The organism is Cellulosimicrobium sp. SH8 (assembly GCF_025818875.1).
GTDB lineage: Bacteria > Actinomycetota > Actinomycetes > Actinomycetales > Cellulomonadaceae > Cellulosimicrobium > Cellulosimicrobium cellulans_D.
This window is the reverse complement of the sequence record NZ_JAMXMH010000008.1, coordinates 227,657-240,746: the sequence shown is the minus strand read 5'-3', so window position 1 is coordinate 240,746 and position 13,090 is coordinate 227,657. Positions and strand designations below refer to the sequence as shown.

General features: G+C 76.3%; 14 protein-coding genes. 5 read left to right on the top strand and 9 right to left on the bottom strand.

What is annotated here, in order from left to right:
- Window positions 1-9 precede the first annotated feature (9 nt).
- The 3 genes from NF338_RS12970 to NF338_RS12960 form a co-directional block, all read right to left on the bottom strand.
- Window positions 10-615 (bottom strand): TetR/AcrR family transcriptional regulator, encoded by a 606-nt coding sequence (locus NF338_RS12970; protein ID WP_264031159.1) that lies wholly within the window; start codon window positions 613-615, stop codon window positions 10-12.
- A gap of 5 nt (window positions 616-620) precedes the next feature.
- Complete coding sequence (locus NF338_RS12965) at window positions 621-944, bottom strand: DMT family transporter (protein ID WP_264031158.1); 324 nt, start codon at window positions 942-944, stop codon at window positions 621-623.
- A 63-nt stretch (window positions 945-1,007) separates the two neighbouring features.
- Complete coding sequence (locus tag NF338_RS12960; RefSeq protein ID WP_264031157.1) at window positions 1,008-2,534, bottom strand: PLP-dependent aminotransferase family protein; 1,527 nt, start codon at window positions 2,532-2,534, stop codon at window positions 1,008-1,010.
- A 67-nt stretch (window positions 2,535-2,601) separates the two neighbouring features.
- On the opposite strand from NF338_RS12960, the gene NF338_RS12955 reads away from it, so the two are divergent.
- Together NF338_RS12955 and NF338_RS12950 are read left to right on the top strand one after the other, a co-directional pair.
- Window positions 2,602-3,627, top strand: coding sequence for an EamA family transporter (locus NF338_RS12955; protein WP_264031156.1), 1,026 nt, complete (start codon window positions 2,602-2,604; stop codon window positions 3,625-3,627).
- Window positions 3,628-3,632: 5 nt separating this feature from the next.
- Window positions 3,633-4,652 carry a 1,4-dihydroxy-2-naphthoyl-CoA synthase gene (locus tag NF338_RS12950; RefSeq protein WP_264031155.1) on the top strand — a complete coding sequence of 340 codons (1,020 nt, stop codon included), beginning with the start codon at window positions 3,633-3,635 and terminating at the stop codon, window positions 4,650-4,652.
- An 8-nt stretch (window positions 4,653-4,660) separates the two neighbouring features.
- On the opposite strand, the gene NF338_RS12945 is transcribed toward NF338_RS12950, so the two are convergent.
- Together NF338_RS12945 and NF338_RS12940 are read right to left on the bottom strand one after the other, a co-directional pair.
- The gene (locus tag NF338_RS12945) at window positions 4,661-4,909 is read right to left on the bottom strand and encodes a hypothetical protein (RefSeq protein ID WP_264031154.1); all 249 of its coding nucleotides are present in this window, start codon (window positions 4,907-4,909) and stop codon (window positions 4,661-4,663) included.
- 140 nt (window positions 4,910-5,049) lie between these two features.
- Window positions 5,050-6,126 carry a DUF3048 domain-containing protein gene (locus tag NF338_RS12940; protein ID WP_264031153.1) on the bottom strand — a complete coding sequence of 359 codons (1,077 nt, stop codon included), beginning with the start codon at window positions 6,124-6,126 and terminating at the stop codon, window positions 5,050-5,052.
- Between the two features lie 98 nt (window positions 6,127-6,224).
- On the opposite strand from NF338_RS12940, the gene NF338_RS12935 reads away from it, so the two are divergent.
- Complete coding sequence (locus NF338_RS12935; RefSeq protein WP_264031152.1) at window positions 6,225-7,487, top strand: AMP-binding protein; 1,263 nt, start codon at window positions 6,225-6,227, stop codon at window positions 7,485-7,487.
- A 53-nt stretch (window positions 7,488-7,540) separates the two neighbouring features.
- Window positions 7,541-8,410, top strand: coding sequence for a 1,4-dihydroxy-2-naphthoate polyprenyltransferase (locus NF338_RS12930; protein ID WP_087471241.1), 870 nt, complete (start codon window positions 7,541-7,543; stop codon window positions 8,408-8,410).
- Window positions 8,411-8,446: 36 nt separating this feature from the next.
- On the opposite strand, the gene NF338_RS12925 is transcribed toward NF338_RS12930, so the two are convergent.
- Entirely contained in the window at window positions 8,447-8,785 is a 339-nt protein-coding gene (locus tag NF338_RS12925) for a DUF4229 domain-containing protein (protein WP_264031151.1), read from the bottom strand.
- 31 nt (window positions 8,786-8,816) lie between these two features.
- On the opposite strand from NF338_RS12925, the gene NF338_RS12920 reads away from it, so the two are divergent.
- Complete coding sequence (locus NF338_RS12920) at window positions 8,817-9,287, top strand: PLD nuclease N-terminal domain-containing protein (RefSeq protein WP_264031150.1); 471 nt, start codon at window positions 8,817-8,819, stop codon at window positions 9,285-9,287.
- Between the two features lie 111 nt (window positions 9,288-9,398).
- Here NF338_RS12920 and ccsB read toward each other — a convergent pair whose 3' ends face one another.
- The 3 genes from ccsB to NF338_RS12905 are packed head-to-tail and all read right to left on the bottom strand — an operon-like array spanning window position 9,399 to window position 13,089.
- On the bottom strand, window positions 9,399-10,448 hold the full coding sequence (gene ccsB, locus NF338_RS12915; protein WP_264031149.1) for a c-type cytochrome biogenesis protein CcsB: 1,050 nt from the start codon (window positions 10,446-10,448) through the stop codon (window positions 9,399-9,401).
- Window positions 10,449-10,451: 3 nt separating this feature from the next.
- Window positions 10,452-12,332: a cytochrome c biogenesis protein ResB gene (locus NF338_RS12910; RefSeq protein WP_264031148.1), complete on the bottom strand. Its 1,881-nt coding sequence runs from the start codon at window positions 12,330-12,332 to the stop codon at window positions 10,452-10,454.
- Window position 12,333: 1 nt separating this feature from the next.
- A complete protein-coding gene (locus tag NF338_RS12905; RefSeq protein ID WP_087472802.1) occupies window positions 12,334-13,089 on the bottom strand; it encodes a cytochrome c biogenesis CcdA family protein in 756 nt (251 codons plus the stop codon).
- Window position 13,090 lies beyond the last annotated feature (1 nt).

The following is a 13,090-nucleotide window of genomic DNA, read 5'->3' as shown; positions in this document are numbered from 1 at the left end:
GGTGGGCCGTCAGCTCGCGCGAGGGTGGCCCACGAGCTCGCCGACGAGCTGCACGGCGAGCGCGCGCACGTCGTGGCCCTCGCTCAGCGCGCTCACCGCGGCGCCGTCCACCACGGCGATGAGCAGCCCGGGCGGCACGCTCGCGAGACCACGCACCGCGAGCAGCTGACCGACGGCGTCGTCGAGCCCCTGCCTGCCCTCGCCGTAGGCACGGGCGAGCGCCGGGTAGCGGCCCGCGCCCACGAGGTGCTCGTAGAAGCCGCGCAGCTCGCTCTCGCCCCCGGGCGGCAGGACGGCGTCGACGAGCACGTGCGCGTCCAGGCGCGCGCGGTCCGCGCCGCGCGCGGCCCGTTCGGCCGCGCCGCGCGCGTGGGCGGCCCACCCGGCGACGACGACCTCGCCAGCCGCGCCGATGAGGTCGTCGAGGCCGGTGAAGTAGTACGTCGTGGCGGCGAGCGGGACGTCGGCCCGGGACGCGACGGCCCGGTGGGTCACCGCGGCGGGCCCCTCCTGGAGGATGAGGTCCGCGGCGGCGCGGACGATCGCGTCACGGCGCGCCACGCCGCGCGCCTGGCGACGCGGCGCGGGTCGCGGGTCGACGGTCTCGGTCGGCATGGGTGTCAGTGCCCTCCCCCGGAGAGGTTGAGCCCGACGACCCCCGCGACGATCAGCACGAGGGAGATCACCTTGAGGATCGTGACGGGCTCGTCGAACAGGACGACGGCGAGGACTGCGGTCAGCGAGGCACCGATCCCCACCCAGACACCGTAGGCCACGCCGACGGGCAGGGACTTCAGCGCGATGCTCAGGCCGACCATGCTCAGGACGAGCATGACGACGAACGCGACGCTCGGCCAGAGCTTGGTGAAGCCGTGCGACGCCTTGAGGCTCAGGGCCCAGCCGGCCTCGAGCATGCCGGACACGATGAGGACGATCCATGCCATGGGGAGACTCCCTCGGGTCGACGCACCGGGTGGCAGGGCCCGCCGTCGTGCGCAGAACTGGTACTAACGTACCAGTTTGTGGTCGCCCGTCAAGACGGCGGCCCGGAGGACCTCCACGACGCGCGCGACCTCGGTCTCGCGGACGCGCGCCGTCCCGACGACGACGCCCGGCTCCGCCCGGTCCACCACCGTCCCGCTCAACGGCTCGGCCGGCACCCCTGCCGCGTGCAGCCCGTCGAGCGCGGCACGCTCGGCGGCAGGGCCGGGCAGCGGGACGACGAGGTGCAGGCCCGCGGCCACTCCCCCGACCTCGACGCCCGGCAGCGCGTGGCGGAGCGTGTCGAGCAGCGCACGACGACGCCGCTGGTACACGAGCCGGGCCCGGCGCAGGTGACGCTGGTAGGCGCCTGACCCGAGCAGCGCCGCGAGGGCCGCCTGCTCGGGCACGGACGTCCCGAGGTCCGCGTGCCGCTTCGCCTCCACCAACGGCCCGACGACACGTGGTGGGGCCACGACCCAGCCGAGCCGCAGCGCGGGCGAGAGCAGCTTCGACACCGAGCCGAGCAGCACCACGCGCTCCGGGTCCAGGGCCTGCACCGAGGCGACCGGCTGCCGGTCGTACCGCAGCTCGGCGTCGTAGTCGTCCTCGAGGACGAGGCGCTCGCCCGCCGCGGCCCAGGCGAGCAGGGCACGCCGTCGCGCCGGGGCGAGCACGACCCCGAGCGGGAACTGGTGAGCCGGCGTCACGAGGACGGCGCGCGCGTCGTCGGGCAGCAGGTCCGCGCGCAGACCGTCGGCGTCCACGGGCACGCCGACCGTGCGCAGGCCCGCGTCGCGCAGCAGCTCGAGCGCCCCGCGCGACGACGGGTCCTCGACCGCGACGCGCACGGGCTCCGCCGGTCGCGCGCCCGCGACCCGGCCCGCGGCGAGCAGCCGGGCGAGGAGGGACAGCGCCTGCGCGACCCCGCTCACCACGACCACGTCCTCCGCCGCGACGTGGGCGCCGCGCGCGCGGCGCAGGTGGACCGCGAGCGCCTCGCGCAGGGCCGGCAGCCCCTGCGGGTCCGGGTAGCCCAGGTCGGCGTCGGCCAGCCCTCGCACCCCGTCGCGCACGGCGCGCGCCCACGCGGCACGGGGGAAGAGCGCGGGGTCGGGCGTGCCGACGCTCACGGGCCGGGTCGTCGACGCCGGGCGGCGCTCGGTCCCGGGCAGCGCACGGGGCTCGCCACCCGCCCCGTCGTCCAGTCCGTCGCCCGGCGCGGCACCGCGCTCGACGCCCACGGGCGTGGTCGTCGCCGTCGCCGCCCGGCCCGACGGCGGCGCGGGCAGCGCCGCCACCGACACCCCCGACCGAGGCCGGGACACGAGCAGGCCCTCGCCGACGAGCACGTCGACGACGGTCGTGACCGTGCCGCGCGAGACGCCGAGCACCGCCGCGGTGTCGCGGCTCGAGGGGAGCACCGCACCCGCCTCGAGCCGCCCGTCCACCACGGCCGCGCGCAGACCGTCGTGGAGCCAGCGGCCGACGTCACGCCCCGGTCGCGGGCCGAGGGCGAGCAGCAGCGCGTCGGGCTCGATCCGGGTCGTCATCTGGCCCAGTGAAGCAGGCACGATCTGGACCTGCACCCTGGACCAGAGACGTCCCTACGGTCGACGCATGACCCTCCCCGCCCCTCGCTCTCCCCACGGCGTCCCGTCCGACGACGGCGGCCGCGTGCCCGACCGCCCCGGCCCGCCCCGGTCCGGCGACCTCCGGTGCGCCGTCGGCATGGTGATCGTCGGCTCGTCGTTCGTCGCGTCCGCCGCCCTCGCCGACTTCCCGGTGCTCGGCGGGCAGGCCGCGCGCTACGCCGTCGCGGCGCTCGTCCTGCTCGCCGTCCTCGCCGTACGCCGCACACCGTGGCTCCTGCCGTCGCCGCGCGCGCTGCTGCGCCTCCTCGCGCTCGCCGCGACCGGGCTCGTGGGCTTCAGCGTCCTCGTCGTCGAGAGCGCGGGCCGCGCGGACCCGTCCCTCGTCGGAGCGGTCGTCGGTGCCTCGCCCGTCGTGCTCGCCGCGGCCGCCGCGCTCCGGGCCCGCCGCGTCGCGGTCCGGACCCTCGCAGCGGCCGTCGTGGTGACGGCCGGCGTCGTGGTCGTGGAGGGCGGCGGCGCCGGCGACCCGGTCGGCGTCGCGCTCGCGCTCGGCGCGCTCGCGTGCGAGGTGTGCTTCTCGCTGCTCGCCGTGCCGCTCCTGCCGACGCTCGGCGCGCTGCGCGTCTCCGCGTACGCGTGCGTCCTGGCCGTCCCGCAGCTCGCCCTGCTCGGCCTCGTCCGGCAGCAGGTCACGGGGCAGCCGTTCCTCGTCGCGCCCGACGCCGCCGAGCTCGCCGCGCTCGCGTACCTCGCCGTCGTCGTCACGGCCGTGGCGTTCCTGCTCTGGTACTCCGGGCTCGCCACGATCGGCCCGGCCCGGGCCGGGCTGTTCGCGGGCCTCCTGCCCGTCGCGGCGCTCGCCGCCTCGGTCGCCCTCGGGTTCGAGGCGCTCGACGCCCGCTCCCTGGTCGGGACGCTCGTCGTCGGGGCCGGCCTCGTCCTCGGCCTCGCGGCACCGCCGCGGGGAGCCGACGACCCGGCGCCCTCGCCCCGCGCCGCGCAGCGGGCGCCCGCGCAGGGCGCGGGCCTCGCCCCGCAGCGGCTACCGTGACGGTCGTGAGCAGCACCGACCCGACCCCCGCCGCCCCCGCCGACGACCCCCGCCCGCGAGCGCTCCCCCGCCAGGTGTCCGAGACGTTCGACCCGAGCGCGTGGCGCGACGTCGCGGGGTTCGAGGAGCTGACCGACGTCACCTACCACCGGGGCGTGGAGCGTGATGCGGACGGCGCCGTCGTGCGCGACCTGCCCGTCGTGCGCGTCGCGTTCGACCGGCCCGAGGTGCGCAACGCGTTCCGCCCCCACACCGTGGACGAGCTGTACCGCGTGCTCGACCACGCGCGCATGACGTCCGACGTCGGGACCGTGCTCCTCACGGGCAACGGGCCCTCGCCCAAGGACGGCGGATGGGCGTTCTGCTCGGGCGGCGACCAGCGGATCCGCGGGCGCTCCGGCTACCAGTACACGACCGCGCCCGACGGCGGCGGCGAGGTGCACACGCGCGACGCCGTCGACCCGGGGCGTGCGGGGCGCCTGCACATCCTCGAGGTGCAGCGGCTGATCCGGACGATGCCCAAGGTCGTGGTCGCGGTCGTCAACGGGTGGGCGGCCGGCGGCGGGCACTCGCTGCACGTCGTCGCGGACCTGTCGATCGCGAGCCGCGAGCACGCGCGGTTCAAGCAGACCGACGCGAACGTCGGCTCGTTCGACGGGGGCTACGGCTCGGCGTACCTGGCACGGCAGGTGGGGCAGAAGCGGGCGCGGGAGATCTTCTTCCTCGCGCGGGAGTACTCGGCGCAGGACGCGTACGAGTGGGGGGCGGTGAACGAGGTCGCGGACCACGCGGACCTCGAGGCGCTCGCGCTGGACTACGCGCGCACGATCGCGACAAAGTCGCCGCAGGCGATCCGGATGCTCAAGTTCGCGTTCAACCTCGCGGACGACGGGCTCATGGGCCAGCAGGTCTTCGCGGGCGAGGCGACGCGGCTGGCGTACCTCACGGACGAGGCCGTGGAGGGGCGCGACGCGTTCCTCGAGCGGCGCGACCCGGACTGGGGCCGGTTCGGCTACGCGTTCTGACCTGCGGGTCAGGAGCCGCCGACGAGGCTCGTCAGCATCTCGATGAGGCCGCGGCCGACGAACGCCGCGGCGACGGCGAGGCCGAACAGGAGCCCGACCGAGATCGCGACGGGCGCGGCCGAGCGGGCGACGCCGGGCTCGTCGTCGCGCGGCGTGCGCGGCGCGTAGGACGGCGGGAGCTGGCCCTCGGTCGAGCGCTGCGGGGCGCCCTCGCCGGGCTGGGACGGGTGGACGGGGTGCGGGACGACGGTTGCCATGACTCCACGGTGCCGCCCAGGACCCCGTCGGCGCGTCGGCCCCGCGGCTCGACCTGCGTGCCCGCCGGTCCCCCTCGGGGCGGAGCGGTCGTACGCCGTGGGGAGGACCCGGGGCGGCCGCCGCCGGACGAGAGCGGCCGTCAGGAGATCTCCCAGCTCCCCGACCCGATCGGCACGAGCTCGATCCACGAGGCACCGGGCTCGAGCTCGACCGGTGCGCCGTCCGCCCCGGTGAGCACGAGCGGGGCGTCGACCGCCTCCTTGGACCACGACACCGCCACCTGCTTGCCGCCGCTCGCGACGACGCCCTCGCCGGTCCCGACGAGCTTCGTCTCCGGGACGGGCACGCCGGCGGGGTCCTTGAACGGGGTGTTCTCCATCGTCGCGGCGAGCAGCACGACGTTCGTCGCCGCGAGCCGCACCTCGTCCGACGACACGGCCGGGGTGTCGCCCTCGCTGCGCACGTAGCGCCCCTCGTCGGCGTTCCACTCCCACACGGCGCGGCTCGCGTGCGTGAGCCGGACGTCGAGTCGCGTCGCGGGCGCGCCCGCCACGGTGGCCGTCGCGGTCCCCGGCTCCCGGGCGAAGACGAGCTGGGCGGGCGGGGGCGAGGTGCGGTCGCCGTCGGCCTGGGCCCAGAACTCCTCCGGGCTGCCGTACACGTTGTGCGGCGCCCGGCGCGCCCGGGTCGTGGTGAACCCGTCGTCGCCGTGGTCCATGACGACCGACTGGATGCCCGCCGCGCCGACGGCGTCGACGAAGGGCTCCTGGCCGCCGGTGTACGCGAGGATCCCGTGCAGCGGCCCGACGATCGCGGGGTCCATGGGCCGGACCGACCGGACGGGTCCCACGCGCTCGGGGACCTGCGAGTGGTAGACGGCGACGAAGCGCGTGATGCCGCCCTCGACGACCTCCTCCCACACGACGTCGGCCTGCTCCAGGCCGGTCTGCGGGCGCGCCTGGGGCGCGTTCTCGATCTTCACCGCGAGCGCCGGCCGGTCGGCGACCTCCTCGGCCGCGACCCCGGTGAGCGGCCAGACGAGCGGCACCTCCGGAGTCGGCGGCGCCCCCTTGTCCGCGGACACGTCCGCGTCGACCGTCTCCGTGGTGGGTGCGGCCGGTTCGCCGGAGCACCCCGCGAGCAGGACCGTCGCCGCGGCGAGCGCGGCGACCAGCCCCGCCCGGAGCGCGCCGGACCCTCGTCCCGTCCTCGTCATCCTCGACCTTCCCGTCGGCCCAGGACCCGGTCCTGGGGCAGCCCCTGCGACGGACGTGCGTTTCCCGGCCACCCTACGGCCCGGCCTACGCTGATCCGGTGAACCGCGCCGTCGTCCCCGCCGATCTCGACGCCCTGGTCTCGGCCGTCGGCGCCGCGCTCGACGGCGCGGGGCCCCCGGTCGCGCCCGTCGCGCTGCTCCCCCGGCCCGGGCGCGCCGACGTCCCCCCGGGCACCGCGCTCGTCCTGCGCACGTCGGGCTCGACGGGCGAGCCGCGCGAGGTCGTGCTGTCCGCGGCCGCGCTGCGGGCCTCGGGCGCCGCGACGCACGAGCGCCTCGGCGGCCCGGGACACTGGCTCCTCACGCTCCCCCCGACGCACGTGGCGGGCGTGCAGGTCGTCGCCCGTGCGCACGCGGCCGGGCGGGGCCTCACGGTCGCGCCGCCGGACGAACCCTTCACGCCCGCCGGCTTCGCGGCGCTCGTCGGCCGCACCCCGCCCGCCGAGCGCCGGTACGTCTCGCTCGTCCCCACGCAGCTCCACCGCCTCCTCGCCGCGGCGGACGCGGGCTCCGACGGCGGCACGGCGGGCCTCGACGCGCTCTGCGGCCTCGACGCGGTCCTGCTGGGCGGGGCCGCCACGCCTCCGGCCCTGCTGCGCCGCGCGCGGGCGGCAGGCGCCCGCGTCGTGACCACGTACGGCATGACGGAGACGAGCGGCGGGTGCGTGTACGACGGCGTCCCGCTCGCGGGGGTGCGCGTGCGGCTCGGCGCGCGGCAGGAGGGGACGGACGCCCCGGGAGGGACCGCGGGCGTCGTCGAGCTGGCCGGGCCCGTCCTCGCGGACGGCTACCTCGGTGACCCCGACGCGACCGGGCACGCGTTCCGCACCGACGACGACGGCACGCGCTGGTTCCGCACCAGCGACCTCGGCCGGCTCGACGAGCCGCCGGACCGGCCGACGCTCACCGTGCTCGGCCGGGCGGACGACGTCGTCGTCTCGGGCGGCGTCAACGTCGCGCCGGCGGCGGTCGAGGCCCTCGTCGGCGAGGTGGACGGCGTGGGCGAGGCGTGCGTCGTCGGCGTGCCGCACCCGGAGTGGGGGCAGGAGGTCGTCGCGGTCGTCACGACCGCCGGGACGACGCCCCTCGGCCCCGGGCACGTCGCCGGGGACGCGGTCGCGGACGCCCCGGCCGCGCTCGTCGCCGCCGTCCGGGACCGCGTCGCGGATAGGCTGGAGCGCGCGGCCGCACCGCGTCGCGTGCTCGTCGTCGCGGAGCTCCCGCGCCGCGGGCCCGGCAAGGTGGACCGCGCCGCGGTGACGCGGCTCGCCGTCGGGCACCTCCAGGTCTCCCCTGGTTGAGCCGCGCGGTCCCACCCCCCCCTGCACGACCCGCACGACCGAGACGGAGCACCATGGCCAGCACCACCGAGTGGGTCGCGGGCGCGCGCCCGCGCACCCTCCCCGCCGCCGCCACGCCCGTCATCGTCGGGTCCGGCGCCGCGGCCCAGGTGGACGGCTTCGCGTTCTGGCCCGCGCTGCTCGCCCTCGGCGTCGCGCTCGCGCTCCAGGTGGGCGTGAACTACGCCAACGACTACTCCGACGGCGTGCGGGGAACCGACCTCGACCGCGTCGGCCCGATGCGCCTCACGGCGACCGGCGCGGCACGGCCGGGCCAGGTGCGCGCCGCGGCGTTCGGCGCGTTCGGCGTCGCCGCCGTGCTCGGGCTCGTGCTCTGCGCGGTGACCGGCCACTGGTGGCTGATCGCCGTGGGCGCGCTCGCGATCCTCGCGGGCTGGTACTACACGGGCGGCCGCAACCCCTACGGCTACCGGGGCCTCGGCGAGGTCGGGGTGTTCCTGTTCTTCGGCCTCGTGGCCACGCTCGGCACCACCTACACCCAGGCGGGCGTGGTCACGTGGCCGTCGGCCGTCGGCGCGGTCGCGGTGGGCCTGCTCGCGTGCGCGATCCTCATGGTGAACAACATCCGCGACATCCCGACCGACGTCGTCGCGGGCAAGCGGACCCTCGCGGTCCGGCTCGGCGACTTCCGCGCCCGCCGGGCCTACGTCGCGATGATCTGGGTCCCGCTGCTGCTGGCGGTCGTGTGCGCGTTCGCGGCGCCCTGGTCGCTCGCCGTCCTGCTGCTCCTGCTGCCCGCGGTGCTGCTCACGGTCCCGGTGATCGCGGGCGCGCGCGGGCCGCTCCTCGTGCCGGTGCTCGCCGGGACCGGGCTGTTCGAGCTCGCGTACGGCGTGCTCCTGGGGGTCGGGCTCGCGCTCTGAGCACGGCCGAGCCTGCTCCGGAGGGCTCCGGGGGGCTCAGCGGGCCGACGGCGCCCCGGGCTGCTCGGTCGACGTCGCGTCCGCGCCGGACGAGGCCGCGTCCTCCTGCGCGTCGAGGGCCGCGTCCTCGGCCGCGGCGTCGTCCTCGATCTCGCGCGAGAACCGCTCGCCCGTCCGGGCGCGGTGCTCGGCCCGCTCCGCGAGGTAGCGCGACGCCGCCTCACGGGGCCTGCGCAGGGTCAGGTACGACAGCATGAGCGCGACGACCGCGGCGACGAGGACGAGCAGCCAGCCCCGGAGGCCGGCGAACCAGAGCACGCCCAGCGCGGCGGCGAAGAGCAGCAGACGCAGGACGGAGTAGATCACGACAGGCACGACTCCAGGGTACGGCCCGTAGGCTGGAGCCATGCTTCGCGTGCTGCTCCCCCTCATCGCCGTCGGCCTCGCGGTCTACGCGCTCGTCGACCTCGCCTCGAGCGACGAGGAGGAGCGCGGCGGCATCCCCAAGGGGCTGTGGATCGTCCTCATCATCCTGCTGCCGTTCCTCGGCCCGATCGCCTGGATCCTCGTCAAGCGCTCCGCGGGGCGCTCGGGCTCGCGGTACGCGGCCGGACGCCCGTCGGGCGGCTCGTCGAACGGCGGCGCGCGCCGGCGCCGCAACGCCCCCGTCGCGCCCGACGACGACCCCGAGTTCCTCTGGCGGCTCGAGCAGCAGCAGCGCCGCCAGGCGCGGGACGATGCGCCGTCGCCCGCCACGGACGACGCTCCCCCGGCGGCCGGGGACACGACGGACGACGGCCGGACCGAGGACGACGGCGACGCACGCCGCCCCGGTGCGAGCAACGGTTCCGACGACGGCGACGACACCGCCCGCTGACCGACCCACCGCGCACAGGTCGAGCGCTGCGTCCGCGGTCGAGCGCTGCGCGTCTGGACGCAGCGCTCGCGCGGGGACGCAGCGCTCGGTGAGGCTCGGTGCCGGACCGGGTCAGTCGCCCGGGTTGAGGCCCGAGTACGAGTGCTTGCCGTTGAAGAGCAGGTTCACACCCGTGAAGTTGAAGAGCACGCACGCGTAGCCGACGATCACGAAGTACGCCGCCCGGCGCCCGGACCAGCCGCGGGTCGTGCGCGCGTGCAGGTACGCCGCGTACACGATCCAGACGACGAAGCTCCAGACCTCCTTGGGGTCCCAGCCCCAGTAGCGGCCCCAGGCGTGCTCGGCCCAGATCGCGCCGCCGATGATGGTGAACGTCCACAGCACGAACGCGACCGCGTTGAGGCGGAAGCTCAGCGCCTCGAGCTGCAGCGGTCCGGGCGTCGAGTCGAGCCACCGCCAGCCGCGGGTGCCGAGGAACGCGTTCCCGGAGTCGCGCGAGTCGCGCAGGAGCTGGAGCACCGACGTGACGAACGCGACGGTGAAGATGCCCGTCGCGATGATCGCGACCCCGACGTGGATGACAAGCCAGTAGGACTGGAGCGCGGGCTGCACGCCGGTCGCGGCGACGAAGAACGCGTTCTGCGCGAGCACGAGGAAGAGCACGGCGAGGCCGGTGACGAACGACCCGAGGAAGCGCACGTCCCGCTTGAGCGACACGGCGAGGAACACCGCGAGCGCGACGAACGCACCCACGAGCGTGAACTCGTACATGTTGGCCCACGGCGTGCGGCCCGCGGCGATCCCCCGCGTGACGATCGCGACGAGCAGCAGCGCCGTCCCGAGCCACGTCAGCGAGATCCCGATGTTCGCCGCCTTGCGCGACGGCTCGGGCGCCGGCGCGTCGGCCACCGCGTCGTCGGCGGTGCCGGACGCGTCCGGGCCGTACGGCGAGGCGGACGACGCGCCGGCGCCCGCGAGCACCTCGGCGCGGTCGGCGTCCTGCACCCGGGCGTCGGCCCGCTCGCCGGCGCGCACGGTCGTCTGCTCGGCGTCCACGCGTCCGGCGAGGCGCGCGAGGTCGATCGCGAACGCCACCAGCGCCACGGTCAGCGCGGTCGCCGCGGCCCAGACGAGGTCCTGGCTCAGCTCGGCTACGGTCATCGGTCAGCCTTTCGTGCGCGGTCGCGCGGTCGGGTCCTGTGCGGGACGCGCGGTGGGACGGGTGCGGTCGGCCGGTGCGCGTCCCGGCGACGAGGTGAGGTCACCCTCACCCGATGGTGCCACGCCCGGGAGCGCGGCGAGAAGCGAGTCCACCTCGCCCTGGAGCCCGGCGTCGTCCCCGCGGGCGAGGCCCGCGACGGCGACGACGGTGCGCTCGCGCGGGGCGTCCTCGCCCGTCCCGGGCACCTCCTCGCGCCACGCGCGCACCCACACGCGGCGGCGCGGGGTGAACAGCGAGACGGCGAGGCCGGTGAGCGCGCCGAGCGCGAACACGAGCACCCACGTGAGCGACGGGTCGTGGCGCAGGTCGAGCGCGACGTAGCGCGGCAGCGAGTCGAACGTGATCGTGCCGAGGCCGTCGGGCAGGTCGACCGTCTCGCCCGGGGCGACGAGCAGCTTCACGCGGTCGCCGTCCTCGTCGACCGACGGCGTGAGGTCGTCGGTGTCGAGGCGGTAGACGTTCTGGGGCAGGCCCTCGTCGAGGCCCAGGTCGCCCCGGTAGACCTCGAGCACGAGCAGGGGGTTGATCGGCTGCGGGTACACCGACGCCGCGGTCTCGCCGTCCTCGCTGAGCTGGGCCGTCGGCAGGAAGTACCCGACGAGGCCGATCTGGTCCAGGCCGGACGACACGTCGGGCACCTTGATGACGCCGCGCGAGGTGTACATCGTGTCCTCGGGCAGGAACGGCACGCGGCCGGAGAACGCGACCTCGCCGTCGGCGTCGTGCACCGTGACCTCGGGCGCGAACCCGTTGCCCTGCAGGTAGATCTTGGCGCCGCCCGCGGTGAGCGGGTGGTTGACCTTGATGGTCTCCTCGTGGGTCGTGCCGTCGGGGTCGCGCACGGTGACCGTCGCGGTGAAGTCGCGCGACTGCGCGAACGCGACGGAGTCCTGGGCGAACTCCGACTCGAACGCGTCGAGCGTCATCGAGAACGGGACGAGGGACGACGGGCGGAACCACGCGCCGTTCTCGAACGTGTCGTAGTCGACGACCGCGTTCGCGAACCCGCGCCCCTCGGTGACGATCGCCTGGCCGCGGTAGTGGAGGAGCTGGCCCGTCGCGACGGCGACCAGGAGGCCGACGAGCGACAGGTGGAACAGCAGGTTGCCGGTCTCGCGCACGTAGCCGCGCTCCGCGGACACGGTGCGTGCCGCGGGCCGCGCGGCGGCGCGGCCCCGTGCCGGGGCCGCCTCCTCGGTGCCCGTGTCGACGCGGAACGTCGGCAGCCAGCGCAGGCGGCCGCGCAGGTGGGTGCTCGCCGCCGCCACGACCTCGTCCGGGGAGGCGTCCGTGACGGCGCGCGCCTGCGCGGGGAAGCGGTCGAAGCGCCGCGGCGTGCGCGGGGGGCGCGTGCGCAGGGCCTGCCAGTGCGCCTTCGTGCGCGGCAGGATGCACCCGACGAGCGAGACGAACAGCAGGATGTAGATCGCGGAGAACCACACCGAGGCGTAGACGTCGAAGAACCCGAGCCGGTCGAGCCACTCCCCCGTCGTCGGGTTCTCCTGCAGGTAGCGCAGCACGGCCGCCGGGTCCTGGGGGCGCTGCGGCAGGACGGAGCCGGGCACCGCCGCGACCGCGAGCAGCATGAGCAGCATGAGCGCGACGCGCATGCTCGTGAGCTGGCGCCAGGTCCAGCGCAGCGTGCCGCGCCACCCGAGCCTCGGGAGCGCCGGGGCCGCACCGGGTGCCCCGTCGCCCGGGTTCCGACGACCGCCGTCGTCACCGCCCGTGGAGAACGCGTCGTCGATGCCCTCGGGGTGGTAGCCCGCCGGCCCGCCGGCCTGGTTCCCCGTCTTCTCGGCCTTGTCGGTCCGCTCGGTCATCTCACACCACCGTCACGTATCCGCCGATCCAGCCCTGCAGCGACGTCGTCCACGTCGTCCACAGGCCCGTGACCAGCGCGAGGCCGATGAGCACCAGCAGCCCGCCGCCGATCCGCATGATCGCGAGGCGGTGCCGGCGCAGGAAGCCGAGCATGCGCTGCGAGCTCTGCAGCCCGAGCGCGATGAGCAGGAACGGCACGCCCAGCCCGAGGCAGTAGGCGACCCCGAGGACCGCGCCGCGCCCCGCCGACGCCTCGCTCAGCGAGAGCGCCTGCACCGCGACGAGGGTCGGGCCGAGGCACGGCGTCCAGCCGAGCCCGAACACGACGCCGAGCAGCGGCGCGCCCCAGAGCCCGGCCTGCGGGCTCAGGTGCAGGCGCCGCTCGCGCTGCAGGAACGGGACAGCGCCCATGAACGCGAGGCCCATGAGGATCACGACCACGCCGAGCACGCGCGTGATGACGTCCTCCCAGCGGACCAGGTGCACGCCGATCGCCCCGGCGGCGAACATGAGCGCGACGAACACGAGCGTGAACCCGGCGACGAAGAGCCCGACCCCCGCGAGGACCCGGCCGCGGCTCGGTGCCGCAACCCGGGTGGCCGTCGTCGTCCCCCCGGACGCGCCGCGAGCGTTCCCGGCGTTGGCCGCGGCCATGCCGGAGACGTAGCCCACGTACCCGGGCACGAGCGGCAGCACGCACGGCGACGCGAAGGAGACGAGCCCTGCGAGGACCGCCACCGGGACCGCCAGCAGCATC